The sequence below is a fragment of the Sphingobacterium thalpophilum genome, assembly GCF_038396785.1.
Classification (GTDB): Bacteria; Bacteroidota; Bacteroidia; order Sphingobacteriales; family Sphingobacteriaceae; genus Sphingobacterium; species Sphingobacterium thalpophilum_A.
This window is the reverse complement of record NZ_CP151087.1, coordinates 5,085,696-5,108,769: the sequence shown is the minus strand read 5'-3', so window position 1 is coordinate 5,108,769 and position 23,074 is coordinate 5,085,696. Positions and strand designations below refer to the sequence as shown.

Genomic DNA, 23,074 nt, shown 5'->3' with positions numbered 1-23,074 from the left:
TCATTTTCGGCTAACCTGGTATACACAGTTAGATTTACTAAAATTTATCTAATAGCTTAATTTACAAGAAGAATTCCCCTTGGAAATTGGATTTATCAACAGCATATCACATGTTGCCAGATAAAATTCATCAATTAGCTGGATAATCAAATCATCTCTTTCGTTATTAACAGCTAGTCCCACCCAATTTTTTGAGGGAAGATATTTACTTCGGGTCCATTGAACGGGCTGTTCTATTTGTTTTTCTGAACGCAACCATTCTAATCCACTATCATTGAAATATATCTTTTCATTTGACAAATCCATCACGATGAAAGGTCTTTTCTTAAAATAGAAAATACTCATATCAAGATCTGCAATTACATTCATTCGAATATGTTTTTTGAGATGCACATATGCATTTATACGGGTTAGTGTTGACATCTATTTATCTTATTGGCTATAATAAAATCGTCATAAATTTCCATGAACATTCAAAGTAGGCGAAGTGTTCATCAGACGAGAATCAAAGATATTCGAACCAGCGGTCTAAGTGGGGGTATATTTTGTTCTAATAGGTGGAAAAAAATGTTAATGTAGGTTGAAAATACGACGGATAAAACCACTAATTTACCAAGCGAAAGGATATGCGTTAGTTTGCCCCCTTGCAGGTTTCGGCGAATCGTAAAATCCCTGCACGGATTGTAAATAACACCATTGAACCAGTGTTGCAATGGTTTAAATTTGATAAACAACAACAGGTTTCGGCGAATCGTAAAATGCCTGCACGGATTGTAAATACCACCATTGAACCAGTGTTGCAATGGTTTAAATTTGATAAACAACAAAAGATATGCGGAAAGAAAGTAAAAGCACGTCATTCATTAAAAAAATTCTAGGCTTAATTAGTCTTATCCTTATGGTAACAAATAGTAAAGCACAGCAAGTCACGCACTATTTTCCAAGCGGAAAAGATAAGGCAAAGACAATCAGTGGACAGTATGGTGGTAATAGCGGAATTTGTCTTTTTGAAGATGGCAAATTTCTCTTATATGGTTATGCTACATCTGTTTTCGGGTCCTATGTTTTTGAAAAAGATTACCTGCTTTTCTATCCGGATGAAGCCCCTTTATTTCAACTGTATGGGCGTCACAATGCTAACTACAAAGACAGTACTTGTTTCAATCTGGCAGGTTTTGAAAGCGGGAAAACCTATGTACAATTTGATAATGACAGTACACATCGGGTTTTCAATGACAAGGCAAACTGTTTCAGCCCCCCTTTTGTTCATCAGGAATCCAAACCAGTTCAATCGCTTAAATTTATTGTACAAAGTCAGTATATGGAAGATGATAGCACTTATCAAGTCTTTCAGTATACCAATGAAGGAAAATTCAATGATTTTATAGCTGCTTATAACAAGCCCCAACGTGCACGTCAAAATTTCAGCGCTTACCTATATTTGGCTGAAGGTAATAAATTAGCCATCAGGCTCTCCAATTATGGTGGTGAAAGAGGTTTTTTAAGAGAAAATCAAGACGGTTCAAATCAAGAGCATTGGAACGAAATATTGACCATGAAGAAGGATTATGATCAGACAAACTATATCGACCCCACGGAAATATTTAGCAATGCACATTACACAATATTTTACCCTGACCTCGAACAGTACATTTTAGATCCTGTCACCAAAAGATATATCAGCAAGTTTGCATCAGACAATGAAGCTTTTTTTGCAGGAAATCCTGAGCAAGACGATCGGTATTTAAATAAGTACATCCGGCAGGGTCTGTCCTTTCTGCAAGATGAAAGATTCGATAAATCAAAACTAGCTAAAACCAGCTTATTCTTTACGAGCTGTGACGAACCTGAAAAATCATATCATTATGAAAATGGATCACAGCAATAATTGCCCAAAAGCCACAGCAATGATCCAAATAGGATTTTAGCACTATTAAGCGTAACAAACAGTGGTATAAACGGCAATTAATACTAGCGTGACCTCTTAAATATGGCTTAATTTTGGTAGTAATAACCGGATAACATATACACTAGTTTTATTTCGGCAAAGATGAGGAATTATATAACGATTATTATTGGACTAGGAATTTGCTCACTAGCAAGTTGTGCAACGAAAAAGGAAAGTATTGCAAATAAAAAAGAGACAGAAAGTGTATCCTTAGCTGAGGGACAAAGAAAATCATTGCGAGCATATCCGATCAAGATCAAATTTAAAGGTATTTCAGAAGATAGCCGTTGCCCTGAAGGCGTCAACTGTATTTGGTCTGGAGTTGCAGTAGCAGAAATTGAGATCGCAGAAAAAGCAACCAAACCCACGATCATAAAGCTCGCTACAATAGATTTACAGGATAGAGGCTATCAAAGAACTGCCAATACCAACGGATATACCATTTCATTACAAGATATCGCTCCTTATCCGAACAAGGAACAAGGGACACAAACGCTACGGGGTAACTACAAAATCTCTGTTATCGTACAAAAAACTGTAAAATAAGCCCGCAGCGGTTCGCTAGCAATCGTCCTATGGCAATTGTCATTGAAGAATGACCCAATTCTATTGAAGAATGACTCAATTTTTTAAAATACCAATACATATATTTTAATTATATGCTTGGATACTTATTGGTTCATTCCTTGAAAAATAATACCTTTGCCAAAACCTCATTTATGAAAATTTTTTTTAAATTTATTAAGATCACATTTTTTTCTATACTGGCCATTATTGGGCTATTATTCCTCTATTTTTTCATTTCCAATCGGATATTTATAGGAAATACCAATGCGGAAAATATAGCGTATCTCAAGCTCCATAAAACGGAGATTAAGGATCGTATTGTAGATTCTCTATTCGATAATAGCTTCTATAATTCGGATATTTTTTTACTTGGGGAAATTCATGGCTACGCAGACAATCAAAAGTTGGACAAAGAGCTGTTATTCTATTTGAACAAAAAGCTCGGTGTTAAATATTACATTGCTGAGATGGATAGTACAAATGCAAATAAACTAAATAGCTTTTTATCCAAACCCCTAAAAGATAACACCTTACTGAAAGATGTGGTCAGCTCCATTCGTAAACGTATTCCGCAACAGTCTAGTTTAGAGCTATATCAAAAATGGGGTGAAATTTATGATTATAACCGCAACCTTGCCGATTCGGCAAAAATCACTGTTATTGGCATAGACAAAAGCTTTACAGCGGATAAATCTGACGTATCCAGGGATTCAGCTATGCTGTTAAATTTGGAAAATTATATTAAAAATCACCACATTGATGGTCAAAAACTATATGGACTATTTGGTTTTTTTCATGTTTTACAAAAAGGAAAGGATGCAACCAATGATCCTTTTGCTACACGCTTGAAAAATAAAGGATATAAAGTATCTAGCTTTGTTAGTTATACCATTGCTAGTGAAATGTATCTTCCAAAGAATCCTCAATTTCCAACCCCTGAAGATGAAAAAGTAGATTGGGTAAATGCAGATGGCCCACTTATGCTCGTGAAAGGCATTCAGGATCTAAAAGAATTAAGTCGACCAAATAGTATATCATTGTTTAAACTCAATGCAGCACATTCACCCTATGCTACTTCTCAAAATTTAATAACTGTAAAATCACGGCTTTTTGGCGAAAATATCATACCCGCTGAGACGACTCATACAACTGACTTTTTTCAATATGTATTTTTGTTACGCAATTCAAAGGCCCTAACAAAACTTGATTAGGACAGCAAGCATTTCATCAAAAAATCGGGTAAACAAGCTGCCTGTAGATCATGTGATCAAAGAGACAAGTATCCTAATTAAAAATATTCCATTCATAAACAGGATGATCCGTATTTAAAAGAAGGAATCTAGCTTATCGACTTGCAAGATATCACTTTGGTTTATATATTTGCGACATCATAAGAAATCCTAATGCGGAAGTGGCGTAATTGGTAGCCGCACCAGACTTAGGATCTGGCGCCGCGAGGCGTGGGGGTTCGAGTCCCTTCTTCCGCACAAAAAAACTCCCGAGCTCATAAGTTCGGGAGTTTTTTTTAGAAATTAGTTCTTAGCTACACGATTTAAACCGACCAGTCAAATGGTTTTGTACAAGGATCACATTCAAATTTTAAAACCTTGCCTAGACTTTTGGCTTTTTTCCCTTTTTTCACAAATACATACGCTAAATCTACATATTCTTCAACTTCCACTCCGCTTTCATCTCTACCTTTTACGATAACAGAATAATATTTCCCGTCAGGATATTGCTTGAAAAATACTTCGTTTACAGTAATCTTTTTCGGTGCTTGATTGTCGCAGCAGCTACACCATAAAATAACAATGGGCTCTTTCTTAAGATATGCTACTGCGGTTTCCGCTTGTTTTTGTGTTAGGGCCTGTAGTTGGTCGGCTTTTGAGAATAAGGCTGTGCATAGCAACAAAAGAAGAAAAACGGTCTTTTTCATACAAATAGTTTTAAGTTTAAAAGAATTCATCAGCAAAGACTATGCCTTTAGATACACGAAAAATAACAACAGCTTTCCTTAGGTATGAAATAGTCGGTTATTTCTTTGCCAATTCTGGGCAGCGTATTGGATTTACCCTAACAGAAAGACCTCATAAATTTATAAATTAACAACTTAAAAAACCTGTTCTCAAGATACAAACGGTATCCCTAATAGATGGTGTTAGTATCTTGAGAACAAATTAATATTTTATTTTTCCCAAACCAATGCACTTGCGCCAAGAATAGCAGCATCAGCTTCTTCCAATTCACTAAAGACAAGTTTCACTTTATTCCTAAACAAAGGAAAAAGATTTCTTTCCATATGCAGCTTCGCAGGTTTTAAGATAAAATCACCAGCTTTAATTACCCCACCAAATAGGAGAATTGCTTCAGGAGATGAAAACATCACAAAATTGGCCAAGGCCTCACCCAGCTTCTGCCCCGTATATCTAAATACTTCGATGGCAATTGCATCCCCTTTCAAAGCACACTCATGAACAGTCTTCGAATTTATAGCATCTTCTGGATACTGATTTAGCATCGACTCAGGAAACTCAGCTCTCATTTTCTTTGCCGTGATCGTTATTCCTGTCGCTGACGCATAGGCTTCTAAACTTCCTTCAGAACCTGTGCTCCAATGCTTCCTTCCTCCAGGTTTAACAATGGTATGGCCTAATTCTCCAGCAAATCCGTCATGACCATAGATAAGCTTTCCGCCGGCGACGATACCGCTGCCGACACCTGTCCCTAGGGTAATCATAATAAAATCTTTCATTCCCCGCGCTGCACCAAAAAGCATTTCACCATAGGCTGCAGCATTAGCATCGTTGGTTATGGTACAGGGAATGTTAAACTTAGCGGTCATTAAGTCACTGAATCGAATGACACCCTTCCAAGGAAGATTGGGCGCATGGTCTATGGTTCCAGTATAATAATTCGCATCCGGAGCACCAACACCAATTCCATCAAAGCTATCTTTACCTCCAAAATTTTCAATTAAAGGAGATGCTTTTTCATACAACGCATCGATAAAATCCTCTACTGTCTCATAATCATCTGTTTTTATGCTTTCCTTTTCAAGTACTTCACCGCGATGATTGACCACCCCAAATTTCGTATTGGTCCCTCCGATATCTATTCCCAACGCTACGCGTCTTGATAAATCTATTAACGACATTTCTATTTCTTGTTTCTTAGTTCTAAAATTACTAAAAGATAATATTTTATGAGCAGTCGACAAAATCTTCTTGCCATTTTATATCTGTAGGGAACGCTATTTATGATCACGGGCAATCCGATCAAAGTTGGATCCATCCGGCATCGCTACTTTATTTTATCGCCTAGGCACAACAAATTACCAAAGGCGGCATAGTTTTAGCACGTTAAGAATAGTTTAGGCCCTATATTTATATTTTTTAGTACAACAATAAATTTATGAATAAAATATTACGATTTTTTGATCTACACCAAGGTGAAGAAAAAAAGGAAGCTGTTCTGGAAAATGTTGTCAGTAATATTTCTTTTCGCGGAGCTAATGCCTGGATTCTAGCCTGCGCGATTGTAGTGGCGTCTGTTGGATTGAACGTAAATTCTACTGCCGTCATTATAGGAGCAATGCTGATATCTCCGTTAATGGGGCCAATAGTAGGAGCTGGATTCGCCTTAGGGACTTTTGACTTTCCGTTATTAAAAAAATCGCTAAAAAATCTACTGATCGCCACATTGATCAGCTTGGTCGTATCGTTTATCTATTTTCTTTTAAGCCCCTTTAAAGAGGCACAATCTGAGTTACTAGCACGCACATCACCGAATATTTACGATGTCATGATTGCAATCTTCGGTGGTCTGGTCGGTGTCATTGCTATTACAAGAGTGGATAAGGGCAATCCAATTCCTGGAGTAGCAATTGCAACAGCCCTGATGCCTCCGCTCTGTACCGCGGGCTATGGACTCGCAATAGGCAATTTCAGCTTTTTCGCCGGCGCATTATTCCTGTATATAATAAACTGTGTTTTTATCTGCATTTCGACCTTTGTGATTGTCAAATATTTACGATACCCCAAAACACATTATGTCGATCAGCAACGGGAAAAAAGAATTACACAAAGTATTACCATCATCACAATTATACTTGTATTGCCGAGCGTATATTTTGCCTACAATCTCCTGCAAGAAAAAAAATACACAAACAAAGTAAATCAGTTCGTTCAACAGGAATTGAGCAATAAAGGTTATACGGTCATTTATGAAAAACTGGAGATGAATGGTAATCCAAAGAAATTAGAACTGGCTTTCTTATCAAAAAAATTCAGCAAAAAAGAAGTTGAGTCTCTACAACACAGCATGGAAGCATTTGGGATTACCAATACCGCGCTGGTTATTCATCAGGACAGTTTAGACCTAAAATCAAGTATTCTTAGCGAAATCGATAAGCGTACCGCTGCTGTAAGTGAAAAAGACCTTACCATAAGAGCTCTCAATAATGAACTTACCAAATACCAATTGGCTAATCCACAACTCGATCGGGATATCTTGGTATTGTTTCCCGAGCTAAGCTCCTATAGCATTGGTATACAACAACATTACAGCAAAAAAGATAGCTTAGCCAACCTTGTCGCATTTATTTATTCTACCAAAACTCCGCTACCTCAAACACAACAGGAAAAGCTACAACAATGGCTACAAAATCATTTTCCGAAAGATAGTGTGGAAATTATACGTAAATAGACTTGAGTCAGCTCGTTCTATGCCGACGATCTGACGGTTTAAACAAGCGTAAGAGCTATGTTCAATTAGCAAAGAACGAATGACTACGCCATGTTTTCACACGGTCTTTCTATAATTATAGATGGCTAAACCATTCAACAAAAAAGCAAATCCAATAAGATAAACAAGCTCTTTCTTCACTTCCTGAAATCCACTCCCTTTTAAGACAATTAGCCGTACAACACTGATAAAATGGGTAACTGGTGTGCATTGCGAAATCGCTCTTGCCCAAGCCGGCATACTATCTGTGCTGGTAAAAAAGCCACTCATCAGCATAAAAACCATCATAAAGAAATATGCGATGAACATGGCCTGCAATTGTGTGTCTGCAAGGGTAGAAATAAACAATCCCAACCCCAATAGTGCAATGAGGTACACTGCAGCAAAGAGATATAAAAGCAGTAAACTTCCCTGCGGAAAAATACCATAAACAATATACATTACAATCATACCAACGGTAAAAACAATCATGCCCACAATCCAAAATGGAATTAGTTTCCCTAGGATAAACTGCCATTTTTTGATGGGCGTCACATTGATCTGCTCGATTGTTCCGATTTCCTTCTCTTTGACAATATTGAGCGCTGTAATAAATCCGCCAATCATCGTAAGCAACAAAACCAAAATACCCGGCACCATATAGTATTTGTATTCAGCCTTGGGATTATACCAATTGGAATTCGCTATTTTGACGGTTGCGACCTGCTCTGAAATACCTGTTTTAGCGGCTTTGATATTTACATCCAAACCGCCGTTAAAATCAGTAATTACACTGGTTAAATAAGCTCCACCCAAGGACGATTTTGTACCATTGATGGCATCCACTGCGATATTGACTTGCTGCGTACCTTCCCGCACCAGATTGCGCTCAAAACCTGTCGGTATCTCCAATACAAGATCAGCGTCTCCCTTTTCGATCATTTCCAATCCAACTTTATAAGATAGTGGACTACTTACGATTTTAAAGTATCCTGAAGATGCAATTTTATTGATTAAGGTTCTTGAATAAGAACTGTGGTCGTTGTCAACATAAGCAATATTGATATTCTGCACTTCAAAATTGGCTGCAAATGGCATGATGATCAGTTGAACTGTCGGCATGACAAACATCATGGCCAAGATAATTTTGTCTCTGAATATCTGCCGAAACTCTTTCTGTAATATGAATCTTAATACCTCCATTACAACCTGATTTTAAATCTTTTCAATGCAATTGACAACAACACAACTGACATCCCGGCGAGAATCAATGTTTCTTTCCAAACATAACTAAAGCCCATTCCTTTGAGCATGACAGCTTTAATAATTGCATAGTAATAGCGGGATGGCACGATATGCGAAATAACCTGAAATATCCAGGGCATATTTTCCAAAGGAAACATAAAGCCAGTCAATAATAAGGTCGGCAGCATCATGCCCATCATCGCTATTAACATGGCCGTTTGCTGGGAATCGGTGACATTAGAAATCAACAAGCCTAAAGAAAGACAGGTGATAATAAATAAAATACTCTCCGCGAAAATCAACACCAGACTTCCCCTGATCTCAACATCAAGTACAAACACCGAAAGTAGAAGAATAATGATAAAATTGACGAGTGAAAGCACGAGATATGGAATCGCTTTGGCGATGAGAACCATAATGGGTTTGAAAGGCGATACCAATAGAATTTCCATAGTCCCCAGCTCTTTTTCGCGCACAACTGCCACGGAGGTCAGTGCCGTGCTAACGATCATAAAAATCAATGCGATCACTCCAGGGATAAAATTAAGGGAACCGTTCTGCTCTTCATTATACAATTGTCGCAGTTGGGGCACTATCTGATAGGATAACGCTGTTCCGGGATTTAGGTCCTGCTGGTATGCCTTAATTATAGCGGTCAGATAATTGGTGACTATTGTGGCAGTATTCGGGTCGGAAGCATCAACTAATAGCTGAATTTGAGCACCATCCTTTCGATATAGATCCTCCCCGAAATTGGCAGGAAAGATTATTGCACATTTGATGCTTCCATCTTTAAATCGGCTTTCTACATCTTTATAATTTACAATTTCGTCTTTCACCTGAAAATATGAACTTGTTTTAATACGGTTTACGATTTCACTGGAGTTGACATCACGTGCATTATCCTGAATCGCAATTCCAATATTTTTAACTTCGCTACTCAATGCATAGCCAAAAAGGAGAATCTGAACGACGGGAAACCCAAAAAGGATAAGCAGTGTTCTACGATCCCTAAAAACATGATAAAACTCCTTGCGAATAAAAGCGAACAACTGTTTCATATCAATCTCCCGATCTTTTAGCTCCACGTGCCAGTTGATAAAATACGTCGTCCATGGAATGGGTTTCGAACCGCTGTTTCAGATTTGTGGGACTGTCCATTGCTTCGACTTTCCCATCTACCATAATACTGATACGGTTGCAGTATTCGGCTTCATCCATATAGTGTGTTGTCACAAACACCGTTATGTTATTGGCAGCAGCCTCATAAATCATATCCCAAAACTGCCGTCGGGTAATCGGATCAACGCCTCCTGTTGGCTCGTCCAAAAAAACAATTTTAGGTCGATGGAAAATCGCTACAGAAAATGCCAACTTCTGTTTCCAGCCCAAAGGTAATTCCCCCACGAGTTTTTTTGCTTCTTTCTCTAAACCTAAGGTGTGGACCAAATCACTGCTTCGCGACTTTATGTCTGCCCTTGAAACACCATACACACCTCCATAAAACTCAATATTTTCCAAAATAGTGAGGTTATCGTACAACGAGAACTTCTGACTCATATAACCGATATTCTTTTTGATCTGCTCCTGTTCTTTATACACATTGAAGCCAGCGACAGTTGCTTCACCCGATGTCGGGTAGGACAAACCACAAAGAATACGCATGGCCGTGGTCTTCCCCGCACCATTGGCACCAAGAAAACCAAAAATTTCGCCTTGGTCAACATCGAACGTAATTTTATCTACGGCCTTAAAATCTCCAAATTGCTTGGTCAGATCCTTACAGACTATTGCCTTATTCTCCATCTGTGACTTGTTTGAATTCGTCCATACCATTTTGATCCTGCATCAGGCGGATAAAACTATCTTCGATCGTTGCAGTTATTTTTTCAACCACGAGATGTTGTGGGTTATACTTATTTGCCAGGGCAATAATGCCTTCCCTACCATCCACTTCTGATTTTGGGGTAAGGTGCAAATATTCGCCAAATGCATAACAGCTTTCTACCGCCTGATCCGAACGGAGATCCTGGAGCAGTTTATATATATTATCCGCTTTAACCGCATATAGTGGCTTTGGAAAACTTTTTATAATACCTGACGGTTCATCGATTGACATAATCCTTCCGCCCTGCATTAATGCAATACGATCACACAGTCGAGCTTCATCCATATAGGGTGTGGATACCACGATCGTGATCTGCTGTTCCTTGAGTTTGGTCAACATTTCCCAAAATTCCTTTCTGGATACAACATCGACACCTGTTGTCGGTTCATCCAGAAAAAGCACGTCGGGCTTATGGATCAGCGCACAGCATAAGGCCAGCTTTTGCTTCATTCCGCCAGACAATTTCCCTGCTCTACGATCGTTGAAGGGTTGTATCTGATCATAAATATCTTTGATAAGTGGATAATTTTCCTGAATGGTTGTACCAAAAACTGTCGCAAAGAAAGTAAGATTCTCCTTTACCGTCAGGTCCTGGTATAATGAAAAACGTCCTGGCATATACCCTACCCGATTGCGTATCTGTTGATATTCTTTGACAACATCGAATCCCTCTACAGCAGCAGTACCACTATCCGCAAGCAGTAAAGTGGTTAGTATTCGGAAAATTGATGTTTTACCGGCGCCATCAGGCCCTATAAGCCCAAACAACTCACCTTTCTTTACCTCAAAAGAAACGTCATCTACGGCTCTAACATTACCGTAGGTTTTGACCATATTTTTTACACTGACAGCGATCATAATAACTTACTTTGACCAAAGGACCTCACCATACATCCCTATTTTTAAATAACCATCATTTTTCACACTTACTTTGATCGCATAAACAAGATTAGCGCGCTCATCCTTAGTCTGAATTGTCTTTGGTGAAAACTCAGATTTATCTGAAATCCATGTAATTGTTGCGGGATATTCCTTATAATTCTCCTTGCCATCATCAATGCGCACAGTCACCGCCTGTCCGACTTTTATCTGTGGCAACTGAATTCCGGTAATATAAGCCCTCAAATAAAGCTTCGCCGTGTTGGCAATTTTATATAAAGGCTTACCTACGACCTGCAATTCACCCTGTAGTGCATAGTTTACCAAAACTGTCCCACCAATAGGATTAATCACCTGTCCCTTATTGATCTGTTCCTGAATCTGTGCAGCAGATTTCTCTAACGGATTTTTCTCGCTTAGGATACTCCGATTTTGGGTATTTGTATTGTATGTATTGAGGGTGAGTTGTTGCTTGGTCACGGCTATTTGTTTCCGCAATTGATCGATTGCCGCATTGATGTCATCGAGCTGTTTACGTGTTGCGGCATCTGATTTTACCAGATTTTCCATCCGGGTCCTTTCGTACAGCTGTTGTTTTAATTGCGCTTCCTGAACGACCAGTTGGCGCCGCACCAGTTCAACCTGATCCTTAGGATTCACCATCTTTTGAGCTAAAGCTTCGATACTTGCCTGCACTTGTTCTTTTTGCAATTCAGCAGTACGGACATCTATTTTTCCGACAGTATCTCCAGGTTTCAATTGCTTTCCTTCTTCAACAGCATATTGCATCAATATTCCGTTTTGCTGCGCAGAGACAATCACTTCATCAGCCTCAAAGTTCCCGGAAGCGTCATATTCATTATGTTGCTTACAACCACTAAGCAAAGAGAGCGCAGTAATAAATACAATTAATCTTTTCATTTTTTGATGTTTACAGTTAATTCCCGGCTATAAATTTTAAATTATAGATCGCTTGTAACAATTGGATCTCATGCAATATTTTGAGCTGCTTGGCCAAGTGTTCTGCATTTAATTTTTGAATATACTCGTGGGTCGTGATCACTCCATTGCTCAACTGCGCCTCAGCAGATTGAGTTACCGATGTCCGCAAGGCAATCGCAGCATCATCCTGTCGAATCAAGATGGTATATTTATTGACCTGCTCATCCTGTTGGCTCAGGTCAACTTTGGCATTCAGCAAAAATGTTTCCTTATCGGCATCAATAGACTGACGATTGAGCTGAAGGATATTTCGTTTGTTGGACAGCGAATAAAAGCTACTTAGCGACCAAGAAAAACGCAGCCCTGTAACGTACCAGGGACCAAATTTATTTTCAATGATATTGAGGGTTGGCCTTCCGTATGCCCCTTGAAAAAAACCACTTACCTGTGGAAGATAATCGGACTTCAATTGTTTCTCCTGTTGGTCAACGATGTTTTTTTGTAAATCAAAAGCTTTTAATTCAGGTCTGTTAATCGCGGAAAGCGTATACTGAGCGGTAGGCAATTTCAATAGCATGGATTCGGGCAACTTCTTTCCTATAAAGAGCGAAAGCATATTTAAATATGCTGTACGATTAGATGTATATTCTGTGGTCTGCATTTCTATATTCAATACTTCAGCTTTCAGCTCTTCCACATTACTACGAAATGCTACCCCATTGTCAAAAGCAGCCTCAGCTTTTTGTACCTGAGTCTGTAAGTTAGCCTTGTTTAACTCGTTCTGCTTCAATTGGGCATCGATTAATAAAATAGCAAAATAAAGACTATTGATACGTTGATTAATCCCATAGAGACTGGATACTAAGGTCTGCTCCTCCAATGCCGTATTTGCAGCGATTAAATCCTTCTGCATTTTTGTATTGCCAGCATCGTAAATGAGCTGACTAATTTCACCCTGTATTTTATACTGATCTTTACTGATAGAAGGTAGGGAAATACCCGGCAATGAACCTACAGCATCCGCAAAACTTACTGTTTGGGATTGATAGGTTGCCTGACCTGAGAAGCTGATTTGGGGGAGAAACCTTTTATTGGCATTTTGGATGGTATACTCACCCGTTTTGGTTATCAGATCCATTTTTTTAATTGCTGGATAATTTGCTTTGGCAAGCGTATAACAACGCTCCAAAGTAAGCGCTTCTCCTTGTGCAGTTGCCCTATTTGCAAAATGCAACAGGATCAATAAAAGAATAACATGCGTTAAATAACAATACTTCATAACTGCGTTGTTCATATATTGTGGCATTATTTTTTAATCTTTAGATTTAATCATTTGATTAAGTTTGGGACAAAAAAATTATTTTGCTGTCATCATCGCTCCTATCCATATCGGTATAAGCTTCTTACGCTCAATCATAAGTGCATTAAACTGTTCGATATCGAGATCTTGTACCCCCATAATCAAAGGCTTTGTGATAAAAGGAAACACAACCAACCCCAATAAATTCATTAAAAAATGTAAAGGATGTGGCTCCATAATAAAGCCCTGTGTTACGGCTTCATGATGCTGTTTAAAAAAAACAGAATTGTTTAGCAATTGTTTGATTGGCAACTTTTCGAGGAGTTCCTGAGGATTGTTTCTGATTTCCGAAATCAAAAAAGTAGGCACCTCCGGTTCTCTGATGATAAAATCGATATATCTATTGGCTATCAATTCAACTTTACTTTCAAGATTGGTTGTTTCATCATTAAGGATAACAGCCATACTCTGTACGAAAGCCGAAAAGGTTTCAAACATAATAATTTCAAAAAGCTTCTCTTTGCTCCGAAAATAATAATTGAGCAAAGCAAGATTGATCCCTGCTTCTTCGGCAATATCCCTTGTCCTGGTTGCTGAGAAACCTTTTTTATAGAATACAACCCTCGCCGCTTCCTTAATTTTCGTTTCCGTCGACAGATCTATTTTCTTCTCTTTCATCCCGATTAAACTTCCTTGTATTATGCAAATATAGAAAAAAGAATTAAAAACAAACAACTGTTTTAATCAAATGATTAAAACAAAACAATAAACGCATTTAGATGATAATCAATGTAAATAAATCACAAAAAAAGAAACCCGTTCCGCAATATGCAAGTAATAAAGCGAGCAAATGATAGGTACTAGCAGGCAGTCAGGACAAATTATTTGCAGCTTATAGTTGTTTAAGAAAAATATAGCACAACAGCGGAAAACCGATATAATAACTAACGAGGACGAACAAAGGCAAAATCCCCTCGGGTTTGACTGGGTCTACCGCATACGTTTTTATCAGGAGCTGCAGTCCGATATTTTTTTCTTTCGAAAATAGAATCATCGTTGCAAAATTATAACCAAAATGTAAAACGATCGGATGCACTATTTTACCTGTTTTAATACAAATTCGTGCAAATAAATACCCCACTATACCGGTCGATACAAGAACTTCCAGCATATTAAAAATCTGCCCCACGATACCGTACGAAAACCAGTGATAAATGCCAAAAGCCAGCGCCGTGATCAATGCAGCTTTCCCCTGACCACAGCGTCTCATAAGAATATATAATACGGCTCCCCTAAAGATCAATTCCTCAAATACCACTGCTTTTGATACATAATAAAAACTACCAAAAAAATCAGATACCGTATAATTCGGATTTAGTTGATACGGGTTTCCGACTAAATAAGCAATACTCAAATAGAGAGCAGTAACATATATTATGGGACCAAACAGACAAAAGAGGAAAGATCCGACCTTTGAGGAAAACCCCAGAACCTGGAGGTTCCGCTTGCAAAAATAACCCAGCAAAAACTGGGAGATGACCAATTCCAGAGCAATAGCGATCATGATTTTTTTTACACAAAGCTATAGCCTTAAATCATTTAATTTCACGACATTTGAATACGCCGCAAAATGTCATAAAATGACCAATAAATCCAGCAAAGAGAAAATAGCGCTTTTGATCAAAAATGCCCGTATCAGTAAAGGATATTCCCAACAGCAACTTGCTGATCTTGTCAAACTGAATCTTCGATCTGTACAGCGCATCGAAAAAGCTGAAGTTCTACCAAGGGCTTATACCCTCAATTTAATGGCAGTGCAGCTTGATCTCGATATTGCACTATTGAAGGAAACCGAACCTGTACATGAGATCCTCGAGAAGAAAGTAGCACAACAAACAAAACCCGCGTTAAACAAAGCTCAAAAACTCATTGTGAGCATAACCTCAGGCATACTCGGCATTTTATTAATATCCGCCTTTCTTTCACAATCGACTAGTTTTCCGGAGACAAGTTTCGAACTATTTTTACTGCTTGCGGTCGCTGTTCTTATCTATGGAATCATTCTTTGGTGGACCTGGCGGAATCGTTAGCTTTTGATAATCCCTACTGTTTTAAAAGAGCTGCATCTCTGATAAAGATTTCAACCCTGCTCCGATCTTTCTCATTTAATTTGACATAGCCTTTTACAATAACAGGATTCTCTTTTAACCACACTTTATTGTTGTCGCTCAGCGTAACCTCCACCATGGGTGGAATACCATTTTGTCCACAAAACATACACTGCTGCACTGGCAAAACCGACAAAAGGAACCTATTATGGCGAAGGCCGGCCTTTAACGGTACCATATAGCCTTGCAACTCTACACTTGTTCCATCCAGTTTCGACAGCTTACTCGGAAAATAGGGGGTGTAAACCGTCTTGCCATTAACCTTGTTAACTTTATAGAGCATGGTGTCAAAGGTTTTCCAAACCTCATTCATCAAAGGCTTATGCTCTATCAAATGTTGTGATTCCGTTACCCCTTGAGAAAAAACTGGATTAGTTTTACTTCCTGCAACAACAAACAAAAAAACTAGAATAAATTGCTTAAACATAACGCATTAAAGATTTACCTATCAAATATAGTTAAAAAACAGTAAAAGCAACTATATTGCATTTGATGTTTTTTAACTATATTTATAACGCGAATAGCGCTATGAAATGGCAACTCCATTTGACAATAGACAAGAGGTATAATCAGTACGATTTGATAAAAATTAATTTATGAACACATTATTAAAAAAAGATACAGCATCCAATCCGGAAGATTTAGGAGACCAACACATGATGACTTCAATGGATACTCCCCTGCGACCCGATGCATTTGATCGAACAGACGAAGAAAAAATCAGCAAGATATCTCAACTTTTTAAGGACATCATGTATGAACTTGGCCTCGACCTCCAAGATGACAGTCTGAGCGGAACGCCCCATCGTGTAGCAAAAATGTATATCAACGAATTGTTCTATGGCCTTAACCCGGTTAACAAGCCCAAGCTGTCCACCTTCGAAAATCGCTATGGCTACAATAAGCTATTGATGGAAAAAGACATACGGGTAAATTCAGCCTGTGAACATCATTTTTTACCAATCGTAGGGCGGGCACATATAGGCTATATCCCCAAAGACCGCGTAATAGGACTGTCAAAAATAAACCGTATTGTAGACTACTATGCGCATCGACCACAGGTGCAGGAACGCCTTACTTTACAGATTTACAATGAGCTCAGATCCACCTTAGCAACAGATGATATCATTGTTATGATTGATGCCGATCATCTCTGTGTCTCCGCCCGGGGTGTCAAAGACACCAGCAGCTGTACAACAACGCTGGAATACAGCGGTATATTCTTATCAGAAAGTAAACGAAACGAATTTTTCAATTTATTGAAATAAGATCTGCCTTTCCCCGACTTTCGTTGGGATGATACCAGAAGCAGATTAAATGTATAATCATCGCAAATGAATACAGCCCATGCTCGCCCAGTAACCATTTTAACTGGCTTTTTAGGTGCAGGAAAAACGACTTTTCTAAATGCCTTAATGAAATCCTATCCGAAAAAACGTTTTGCTATCATTGAAAATGAGATAGGACAACTAAATATAGATAGTTCCTTGCTCAATGAAAACTATGGACAATTGGTAGCGCTCCAAGAGGGGTGCATCTGTTGTACGCTGAACGATGAACTTTACACCGCACTCGAATCGCTCTATCAAAAACAAGACAGCTTTGATGAACTCGTTATTGAATGTACAGGTCTTGCCATACCCGATGCTATAACAGAACCTTTTACAAGGCATCCAGTGTTTAAGAGCTACTTCCCATTAAAAAAGATTATTTGCTTGGTTGATGCTGCACTTATTGAAGATCAGATCAAGGAAAGGGATGAAGTGTTACGGCAAATCACAGCTGCCGACGTCATTGTCATCAACAAAACCGAAGCGGTACATTCAGCATATTTGAGCTATTTAAGCAACTACTTAGCACATGTAAACCCATTAGCGAAAACTCTCCAGTCAACAGTAACGGAGGGGTTTCCTTTCGAAATAATTGAGGAAATAAAGTACACAAAAAAAATAGAAGCCTTTTCTTTTCTGAAGAACGTTAATCTAAGCAGTTCACTGATACTTGGCAAATCAAGTCTGGCAAAACAACATCTGAGCGATATTGCAACGCGCGTCTATACTTTTGCTGAAGAATTTAATTTCGTAAACCTATTTCTCGGTTTGAGCAAACTCGTCGGCAAATATCCAAACAAAATTTACCGAATGAAGGGAATTGGTTATAAAAAAGATGAAAACAAAAAAATCATTATACAGACCGTCGGTTCACGTGTCGATATGGACTATGGTAACCATTGGAAAAAGGATGAAAGAAAAATGAATACACTGGTATTTATTGGAAAAGAGCTTGATAGTCTCTCCATACAAGATCTCCTGATACGTATGTTGACCATCAAAGAGAAGCAATAAACGATTTATAGAAACAATTGTCTACGTAAAAAGACCTCTCGGACACAAATCCAAGAGGTCTTTCCATAACTAATTACGCTTACTTTGTATTTTATTTAATAAGCCAAATAATGTCATTTTGGGTATCTGATCCATTAAACTGACGTTGCAAAGCTTCTTTCAAGTAAGTTTCGTTGGTACTGTATTCGGTCTTAGGGTATGCCCACCGTTTCGGTATCTGGTTATTATTGGCATTCGAAGGTCCTATATCAAAAACTGGCACTCCTGTCCGGCGCTGCTCAAAAAATGCCTGTTTTCCTGAGTTTTCAAAAAATGCCACATACTTTTGTGTTAAGATCTGCTTTAACCCTTCCGCATTGTTCCCTTTGTAAGGATTTGCCTGTAAGAACAAATTGATCTTGTCTTGAGAAATTCCGTAGAACAGCATCGACTGACTTATCCCTGACTGAAATCTTACCGCAGCATCTCCGCTAGCCCAACCGCGATTGATACCTTCTGCCAGGGCAAATTGGACTTCGGAGGCACCAAGTTGAATAGACGGAACCCCAGACGGCGAAGCGAGCCAATAATCGAAATTGATCATAGATAGCTGTCCATCCGCAGCTTGTTTTAGCAAGGTACTCTGTAGGTCGCCTGTTTTCCCGCCATTGTATGCGTCGAAGGGGCGCGTAGGATCAGAAGGCATCGCCGAAGCCGGCAGTGCCTGAATCAACAATCTTGGGTCCTGTAAAGTCTTTAAAATATTCAGGTAGGTTGCTCCCAATGTGTTGCGCACATCCTTTTTTATAATCACACCGTCTGTTGGCCACAGCGGATAGGTGTTAATATTATTGTAAAGGAGTTGAAAATTATCCCGATTTTCAAGAATCAGTGGGTATTTGGTTGGATTCGCCAAAACTTCAGCAAAGCGTTCCTTCACCCGCAATGCGGGACTATCATCGGCACGTTTGCTGAGGCTAATTAAAACACGTAGCTTAAATGAGTTGACCAGTTTCTGCCACTGCTCAGGCTTGCCATTGTAAAAGAAATCGCCATCTAATGTATTGCCTTTTTCTTTTAGATTTGCCAGTTCATTATTCGCCTCCTCAAGCCAGCTAAGCACCTGCTGGTATACCTCCAACTGGGTATTGTATTTGGGCGCAAAATTGCCCGCTGATTCACCTTGCAGAGCCTCTGTCAATGGAATATCACCAAACATTTCCGTCGTTCGGGCAAAGAAATAAGCCTTGAAAAATTTGGCCATGGTCATATAAGCAGCACTCAATTCAGGAGTTTTTGCAGCTTCGATTTCCATACGGTACACATCACGCAATATACCATAGGGCGTTTCGAAAGATCCTGTAGTCCATCCATAAGGCTGCCCCGCATAATAGGCCTCATTTTGTGTCATGTACTGATTATGTCGATGATCTTCACTCCATGGCGCATCATAGGAACGCATGAGTATTCCTGTAAACAAAAGTTTTGGAGCAGGATTATATACTGCCGCAGGGTCTTTTTGTAGATCCGTTATCTTTTTACAGGAACTGAAAGAGCACCCGAACAGGAGAAGAATGAGAGTGGATTTAAAGTACTTCATTTTTAAAAATTTTGACTAAGTTTTTAGAAGGTTGCGTTAAGATTTAGACCAAAGCTCTTTACTGATGGTGTCTGGTAGTCTGAGCTAGCACTGGTGAATTGGTCCAAATCCATATTTTGGGTACCTTTTCCAGTGAAATACAGCAAATTCCTACCGACCACTGAAACACTTGCACTGCGGAAGAATCTGGAATTTTTCAGCAAGTTGGCAGGTACATTATAACTGAAAACGATCTCCCGCAATTTGACAAAGGTTCGGCTTTTGGCTGTAATTGGTCCCGACCGATAGTAATTAGTGGCCCAATTTTGCCACAACACAGAAATATCATTTGGGGCAAATTCTCTTGTATCGGAGATTATCTTACCATCCTGATCTGTATTGAGCTGCCCCTTGACTATTTTTAAACCATTGGTCATGACAGTTCCTTTATAATCTTTGACATCCCTATTTTCCCAGTCCTTTAGACGATATTCATTTGCTGATTCGGGATGTGTTCCTGATCCCCCTTGTTTGGCATCCTGCACATTTTTTATTAAACCACCAAAGCGGCCATCGACAAGAAAACTAAAACTGAAATCACGGTATCGGAAACTATTGCTGATACTGGCCGTAAATTTATTATCGCTATAACCTATTCTGCTCACATAAGGATTGTAAGCTGGTAAACCGTTTGTACCCACAATTGGCATTCCTTTTTCATCACGCTGAAAATCATTCACGTAATATCCGTCCCATCGCTCACCAACACGAACATTCCCAGAACGCGTTTGATGCCCATCGATGTCATGTAGCCAGGCATGATTTGTTGATGCATTGACCATTACATTCCAGCTAAAATCTTTCTGTTGAATCAAAGTCCCATCGATACTCAGCTCGATACCTTTACGCAATAAAGTCAACCCATTGGTTTGTCTGGCTCTTACACCCGAAGTAACCGACGTAGCCAATTCGATAATCCTGGGACCTTCCAGGTTTCTAAAAAAAGCAAAATCGAAACCCAGACGGTTGTTAAATAAACGAGTTTCCAAACCTATTTCCGCCGTCTTCACACGCTCTGCCACGAGATCCGGGTTAGGTAATACATCAGTATATGTTACGCCGGTCATTGAATTGGCCCAACGACCATAATTACTGTATGCCGGCAAAAGTTTATAAATATCGTACTGGGCCGATTCATTGACGAAATCACTCGCAACGTTAGCGTATGCTCCACGGATTTTTAATGCGGAAATAACCTTAGGCAAAGTGACCATCTGTGAAATCACAGCGCTTAGTGAAGCCGATGGGTAGAAGTAGGTGTTATTCTTTACCGGCATCGTCGAAGATTTATCAAATCGCCCCGTTAGATTTAAGAATAACATGCTTTTATAGTCTATATCCATGAATCCATAAACACTTCCGACCTGGCGCAGGGCGCGATCGTTAGTAGACACCGTGGGCATGATCGAATTGCTTAAGTCATAAACACCGGGCACAGTCAATCCACGATCTGTACGTGCAAACAGCGATTTGACACTGACGGTTCTTAAATTACCAAAAACTGAGCCTGAGAAGCCTATGTCCTCGGCGATACGATTTTGGTATTTTAAGGAGACCTCTGTATTATTTTCCCAAAAAGTATCATAGGTTTCCTGATAACCTCCAACACGGCTTCCACCGATATTATAATTATATAAGTTGGCAGAAATTGGAATTTTAATCGTTCTATTCCTATTCCAGGTACTAGCACTTGTACGTGCATTTAATGACAATTTATCATTAAGCTTGTAATTAGCCGACACGTAACCGTAGATATCATCCTTATCATAAGTCCTCAAATTTTCATAAGCCGTCATCCAAGGATTGTCATAAATGGTGTATTCACGATTGTACTGCTGTACATTTTCTTTCCCAGGCTGCCAATAGTTGCGAAGATCATCAATATCATAATCTGCCGCTCCCCACAATGTAAGAATGTATATAGGACTATTTGGTCCATAAGCAATATTTGGATAATTTGGTGAATACTGCTTATTGTAATTTATGCTCGCATCGAAACGGAGCTTACTACCAGCGTTAATGCCTCCGGTAAGATTTATATTGGTGCTTCCCAATTTAGTGTTAGGCGTAGTTCCCCGTTGAAACATCTGAGACGCAGATAAGCGTAGATCACCATGATCATTTTTGGTCGATATAGCAATATTGTTTGTACTCAAAAGACCATTCTGAAGAAATTTCTTCAAATTATCTTTTCCTCTGGCCTCCCAAGGTAAGGGAATAAGCTGTCCTGTTTTGGGATCTATCGGACTGTTATATTGCGGAATAAGCTGTCCTTCAAATCGGGGTCCCCAAATATTGTAATCGTTGTCATTGATTCCACCCCCACGACCATCTTTAAAAGCATATTGATAATTTGAACCCGGGCCATATTCGGTTTGAATTTTTGGTATCGCATTATACCCCGTCTGCAATTGTGTACTTGAGTTAAATTCAACCTGGAAACCTTTATCCTGTGATTTTGCTCGTTTTGTCGTTATCACAATCGCTCCATTTTGACCTCTGTTCCCATATAATGCCGCAGCATTTGCCCCTTTTAAGACAGAATAGGATTCGATATCATCCGGACTAAGATTCCATGAATCGGTATTAATCGGCATGCCATCGACCACAATAAGAATATTGCTCCGACCACGTAACGTGATACCCGGGTCTCCAAATAAGTTTGTACTCGGTGTAATTGTTAAGCCAGACACGCGTCCAGCTAAACCAGAAATAGCATTTGGTTCCCGAGCTTTAACCATGTCTTTACCTTTTACTTCCTGCACTGAATAGCCAATAGCCTGCTTTTCTTTTTTGATACCAAGCGCAGTTACAACCACCTCATTGAGGGATTGTTGGTTCGGTATAAGCGAAATAACGGATGAAGGTTGATTACCAACAATGAAAACCTTGGGAAGATACCCCATGTAGCCAATTCTTAGCGTATCACCGATATGTGCATCGATCACAAACTTACCGGAATGATCCGATGAAACAAGCTTAGCTAAATGAGAATTACGAATTGTTGCGCCATGAATAGCGCCTTGACTCAATGAATCGACCAGTCTCCCCTGGAACGATCGGGTCTGGCTAAACCCCTGTGCAGCCAGCATGGCCAATGACAATGTTAGGCCAGTAACTTTAGGTGAAATTGAATAGGATAGTTTGAACATAATCGCTTACTTATAGATGAAAATGTAAGTAATATTAAACATCGTTTATTAATACTAAACTAAATTCATATTAAGTTTAGTATTTCCATATTAAGTTTAGTATTTCTTTTTGTCCTAAAATAGCTTAGCTAAGTCAGATAGCGGAGCGTTCACCAACACATCAAAGGATGTACTTTAAAAAGTATATCCATGTTATTCGTTAACAAACGAATAACATGTTAATTTACCCGATTAGTTTAATAAAATGACAGATAATGATCAAATTTACTTGTTGCTGAATTAGAATTTTCCGTCATTTGT

The 23,074-nt window shown here is 39.0% G+C and carries 21 protein-coding genes and 1 tRNA gene; 8 read left to right on the top strand and 14 right to left on the bottom strand.

From position 1 onward, the window contains the following. Positions 1–48: 48 nt before the first annotated feature. A complete protein-coding gene (locus tag AACH28_RS22615) occupies positions 49–369 on the bottom strand; it encodes a hypothetical protein (RefSeq protein WP_158638964.1) in 321 nt (106 codons plus the stop codon). 529 nt (positions 370–898) lie between these two features. Between AACH28_RS22615 and AACH28_RS22610 the strand changes: the two genes are divergently transcribed. The 4 genes from AACH28_RS22610 (at position 899) to AACH28_RS22595 (ending at position 4,002) form a co-directional block, all read left to right on the top strand. Continuing rightward, positions 899–1,888, top strand: a complete 990-nt coding sequence (locus AACH28_RS22610; RefSeq protein WP_158638963.1) for a preprotein translocase subunit SecD — start codon at positions 899–901, stop codon at positions 1,886–1,888. Between the two features lie 162 nt (positions 1,889–2,050). Further along, on the top strand, positions 2,051–2,494 hold the full coding sequence (locus AACH28_RS22605; protein ID WP_145330470.1) for a hypothetical protein: 444 nt from the start codon (positions 2,051–2,053) through the stop codon (positions 2,492–2,494). Between the two features lie 173 nt (positions 2,495–2,667). Then, the gene (locus tag AACH28_RS22600) at positions 2,668–3,726 is read left to right on the top strand and encodes a hypothetical protein (RefSeq protein ID WP_145330468.1); all 1,059 of its coding nucleotides are present in this window, start codon (positions 2,668–2,670) and stop codon (positions 3,724–3,726) included. Between the two features lie 194 nt (positions 3,727–3,920). Next, a tRNA-Leu gene (locus AACH28_RS22595) sits at positions 3,921–4,002 on the top strand. Between the two features lie 65 nt (positions 4,003–4,067). On the opposite strand, the gene AACH28_RS22590 is transcribed toward AACH28_RS22595, so the two are convergent. Together AACH28_RS22590 and AACH28_RS22585 are read right to left on the bottom strand one after the other, a co-directional pair. Next, positions 4,068–4,451 (bottom strand): hypothetical protein, encoded by a 384-nt coding sequence (locus AACH28_RS22590; protein ID WP_145330466.1) that lies wholly within the window; start codon positions 4,449–4,451, stop codon positions 4,068–4,070. A gap of 249 nt (positions 4,452–4,700) precedes the next feature. Next, positions 4,701–5,669, bottom strand: coding sequence for an ROK family protein (locus AACH28_RS22585; protein WP_145330464.1), 969 nt, complete (start codon positions 5,667–5,669; stop codon positions 4,701–4,703). A gap of 257 nt (positions 5,670–5,926) precedes the next feature. On the opposite strand from AACH28_RS22585, the gene AACH28_RS22580 reads away from it, so the two are divergent. Then, the gene (locus tag AACH28_RS22580; protein ID WP_145330462.1) at positions 5,927–7,219 is read left to right on the top strand and encodes a TIGR00341 family protein; all 1,293 of its coding nucleotides are present in this window, start codon (positions 5,927–5,929) and stop codon (positions 7,217–7,219) included. A 96-nt stretch (positions 7,220–7,315) separates the two neighbouring features. Here the strand turns inward: AACH28_RS22580 and AACH28_RS22575 are convergent, their stop codons facing one another. From AACH28_RS22575 to AACH28_RS22540, 8 genes are all read right to left on the bottom strand, one after another. Then, positions 7,316–8,440, bottom strand: coding sequence for an ABC transporter permease (locus AACH28_RS22575; RefSeq protein ID WP_088162511.1), 1,125 nt, complete (start codon positions 8,438–8,440; stop codon positions 7,316–7,318). Continuing rightward, complete coding sequence (locus AACH28_RS22570) at positions 8,440–9,543, bottom strand: ABC transporter permease (RefSeq protein ID WP_341831569.1); 1,104 nt, start codon at positions 9,541–9,543, stop codon at positions 8,440–8,442. The genes AACH28_RS22575 and AACH28_RS22570 overlap by 1 nt, the downstream gene beginning before the upstream one ends. A 1-nt stretch (position 9,544) precedes the next feature. After that, positions 9,545–10,288, bottom strand: coding sequence for an ABC transporter ATP-binding protein (locus tag AACH28_RS22565; RefSeq protein WP_088163713.1), 744 nt, complete (start codon positions 10,286–10,288; stop codon positions 9,545–9,547). After that, entirely contained in the window at positions 10,278–11,228 is a 951-nt protein-coding gene (locus tag AACH28_RS22560; protein ID WP_341831568.1) for an ABC transporter ATP-binding protein, read from the bottom strand. Before AACH28_RS22560 ends, AACH28_RS22565 begins: the two co-directional genes overlap by 11 nt. Before the next feature lie 6 nt (positions 11,229–11,234). Then, positions 11,235–12,170 (bottom strand): HlyD family efflux transporter periplasmic adaptor subunit, encoded by a 936-nt coding sequence (locus AACH28_RS22555; RefSeq protein ID WP_341831567.1) that lies wholly within the window; start codon positions 12,168–12,170, stop codon positions 11,235–11,237. 16 nt (positions 12,171–12,186) lie between these two features. Further along, positions 12,187–13,485, bottom strand: coding sequence for a TolC family protein (locus AACH28_RS22550; protein ID WP_208734366.1), 1,299 nt, complete (start codon positions 13,483–13,485; stop codon positions 12,187–12,189). 63 nt (positions 13,486–13,548) lie between these two features. After that, on the bottom strand, positions 13,549–14,169 hold the full coding sequence (locus AACH28_RS22545) for a TetR/AcrR family transcriptional regulator (protein WP_145330455.1): 621 nt from the start codon (positions 14,167–14,169) through the stop codon (positions 13,549–13,551). 214 nt (positions 14,170–14,383) lie between these two features. After that, positions 14,384–14,905, bottom strand: a complete 522-nt coding sequence (locus AACH28_RS22540) for a CPBP family intramembrane glutamic endopeptidase (RefSeq protein WP_341831566.1) — start codon at positions 14,903–14,905, stop codon at positions 14,384–14,386. Between the two features lie 121 nt (positions 14,906–15,026). On the opposite strand from AACH28_RS22540, the gene AACH28_RS22535 reads away from it, so the two are divergent. Beyond that, positions 15,027–15,581 (top strand): helix-turn-helix domain-containing protein, encoded by a 555-nt coding sequence (locus AACH28_RS22535; RefSeq protein ID WP_088163717.1) that lies wholly within the window; start codon positions 15,027–15,029, stop codon positions 15,579–15,581. A gap of 13 nt (positions 15,582–15,594) precedes the next feature. On the opposite strand, the gene AACH28_RS22530 is transcribed toward AACH28_RS22535, so the two are convergent. Then, complete coding sequence (locus AACH28_RS22530) at positions 15,595–16,086, bottom strand: hypothetical protein (protein ID WP_088162517.1); 492 nt, start codon at positions 16,084–16,086, stop codon at positions 15,595–15,597. A gap of 169 nt (positions 16,087–16,255) precedes the next feature. On the opposite strand from AACH28_RS22530, the gene folE reads away from it, so the two are divergent. Together folE and AACH28_RS22520 are read left to right on the top strand one after the other, a co-directional pair. Then, positions 16,256–16,927 carry a GTP cyclohydrolase I FolE gene (gene folE, locus AACH28_RS22525; RefSeq protein ID WP_286710370.1) on the top strand — a complete coding sequence of 224 codons (672 nt, stop codon included), beginning with the start codon at positions 16,256–16,258 and terminating at the stop codon, positions 16,925–16,927. 66 nt (positions 16,928–16,993) lie between these two features. Further along, a complete protein-coding gene (locus AACH28_RS22520; RefSeq protein WP_145330449.1) occupies positions 16,994–18,004 on the top strand; it encodes a GTP-binding protein in 1,011 nt (336 codons plus the stop codon). A gap of 91 nt (positions 18,005–18,095) precedes the next feature. Here AACH28_RS22520 and AACH28_RS22515 read toward each other — a convergent pair whose 3' ends face one another. Next, positions 18,096–19,583: a SusD/RagB family nutrient-binding outer membrane lipoprotein gene (locus AACH28_RS22515; RefSeq protein WP_341831565.1), complete on the bottom strand. Its 1,488-nt coding sequence runs from the start codon at positions 19,581–19,583 to the stop codon at positions 18,096–18,098. Between the two features lie 23 nt (positions 19,584–19,606). Beyond that, a complete protein-coding gene (locus tag AACH28_RS22510; RefSeq protein WP_341831564.1) occupies positions 19,607–22,774 on the bottom strand; it encodes a SusC/RagA family TonB-linked outer membrane protein in 3,168 nt (1,055 codons plus the stop codon). Positions 22,775–23,074 lie beyond the last annotated feature (300 nt).

Excerpts from the sequence above, each read along its gene's own strand:
- AACH28_RS22615 (WP_158638964.1), bottom strand. The coding sequence starts at position 369 with ATGAATGTAATTGCAGATCTTGATATGAGTATTTTCTATTTTAAGAAA.
- AACH28_RS22610 (WP_158638963.1), top strand. The coding sequence starts at position 899 with ATGGTAACAAATAGTAAAGCACAGCAAGTCACGCACTATTTTCCAAGC.
- AACH28_RS22605 (WP_145330470.1), top strand. The coding sequence starts at position 2,051 with ATGAGGAATTATATAACGATTATTATTGGACTAGGAATTTGCTCACTA.
- AACH28_RS22600 (WP_145330468.1), top strand. The coding sequence starts at position 2,668 with ATGAAAATTTTTTTTAAATTTATTAAGATCACATTTTTTTCTATACTG.
- AACH28_RS22590 (WP_145330466.1), bottom strand. The coding sequence starts at position 4,451 with ATGAAAAAGACCGTTTTTCTTCTTTTGTTGCTATGCACAGCCTTATTC.
- AACH28_RS22585 (WP_145330464.1), bottom strand. The coding sequence starts at position 5,669 with ATGTCGTTAATAGATTTATCAAGACGCGTAGCGTTGGGAATAGATATC.
- AACH28_RS22580 (WP_145330462.1), top strand. The coding sequence starts at position 5,927 with ATGAATAAAATATTACGATTTTTTGATCTACACCAAGGTGAAGAAAAA.
- AACH28_RS22575 (WP_088162511.1), bottom strand. The coding sequence starts at position 8,440 with ATGGAGGTATTAAGATTCATATTACAGAAAGAGTTTCGGCAGATATTC.
- AACH28_RS22570 (WP_341831569.1), bottom strand. The coding sequence starts at position 9,543 with ATGAAACAGTTGTTCGCTTTTATTCGCAAGGAGTTTTATCATGTTTTT.
- AACH28_RS22565 (WP_088163713.1), bottom strand. The coding sequence starts at position 10,288 with ATGGAGAATAAGGCAATAGTCTGTAAGGATCTGACCAAGCAATTTGGA.
- AACH28_RS22560 (WP_341831568.1), bottom strand. The coding sequence starts at position 11,228 with ATGATCGCTGTCAGTGTAAAAAATATGGTCAAAACCTACGGTAATGTT.
- AACH28_RS22555 (WP_341831567.1), bottom strand. The coding sequence starts at position 12,170 with ATGAAAAGATTAATTGTATTTATTACTGCGCTCTCTTTGCTTAGTGGT.
- AACH28_RS22550 (WP_208734366.1), bottom strand. The coding sequence starts at position 13,485 with ATGAACAACGCAGTTATGAAGTATTGTTATTTAACGCATGTTATTCTT.
- AACH28_RS22545 (WP_145330455.1), bottom strand. The coding sequence starts at position 14,169 with ATGAAAGAGAAGAAAATAGATCTGTCGACGGAAACGAAAATTAAGGAA.
- AACH28_RS22535 (WP_088163717.1), top strand. The coding sequence starts at position 15,027 with ATGACCAATTCCAGAGCAATAGCGATCATGATTTTTTTTACACAAAGC.
- AACH28_RS22530 (WP_088162517.1), bottom strand. The coding sequence starts at position 16,086 with ATGTTTAAGCAATTTATTCTAGTTTTTTTGTTTGTTGTTGCAGGAAGT.
- folE (WP_286710370.1), top strand. The coding sequence starts at position 16,256 with ATGAACACATTATTAAAAAAAGATACAGCATCCAATCCGGAAGATTTA.
- AACH28_RS22520 (WP_145330449.1), top strand. The coding sequence starts at position 16,994 with ATGAATACAGCCCATGCTCGCCCAGTAACCATTTTAACTGGCTTTTTA.
- AACH28_RS22515 (WP_341831565.1), bottom strand. The coding sequence starts at position 19,583 with ATGAAGTACTTTAAATCCACTCTCATTCTTCTCCTGTTCGGGTGCTCT.
- AACH28_RS22510 (WP_341831564.1), bottom strand. The coding sequence starts at position 22,774 with ATGTTCAAACTATCCTATTCAATTTCACCTAAAGTTACTGGCCTAACA.